The sequence below is a fragment of the Clostridium tunisiense TJ genome (genome assembly GCF_000300195.1).
GTDB lineage: Bacteria > Bacillota > Clostridia > Clostridiales > Clostridiaceae > Clostridium_J > Clostridium_J tunisiense.
Genome location: NZ_AMQH01000044.1, coordinates 1 through 475, shown reverse-complemented (window position 1 = coordinate 475; position 475 = coordinate 1). Strand labels below are relative to the sequence as shown.

Annotated in this window: 1 protein-coding gene; it reads right to left on the bottom strand. The window is 56.2% G+C overall.

Annotation, left to right across the window (positions count from 1 at the left end; translation table 11 throughout):
* On the bottom strand, positions 1-475 hold a 475-nt coding region (locus tag C661_RS24600; protein ID WP_157785714.1), incomplete at both ends, for an IS110 family RNA-guided transposase.

Below are 475 nucleotides of genomic sequence, written 5' to 3'. Positions count from 1 at the left end.
TCCAGTTCCTTGATCTGTTCATCCAGGTAAACGAAGTGATCGTGCAGGCGTTGCAACAGCACTGTCAGCCGCACAGGCAGCTCATGCTCGGCCAAAACAGCTGCCAAACGCTTCATGATGGCTGAGCCTTTGGGCAGGCTGATGCCAAATTCCAGCAGGAAACCGTGCATCTGATTGGCTGTCTTGGTGCGGTCATGCACCAACGACTCGCGCATGCGATGCAGGACAGACAGGGTTTGCTGAGACTCGGTTTTAGGCGTAACGAAGCGCATGGACGGACGGGAAGCCGCCTCGCAAATGGCCTCTGCGTCGATAAAGTCATTTTTGTTGCCCTTGACGAAAGGGCGGACAAACTGCGGTGAAATCAACTTGGTCGTATGCCCCATCGCCGCAAGCTGACGGGCGATGAAGTGAGAGCCGGCACAGGCTTCCGTTACCACGACGCAGCTCGGCAAGTTGCCGAAGAACCGCATCA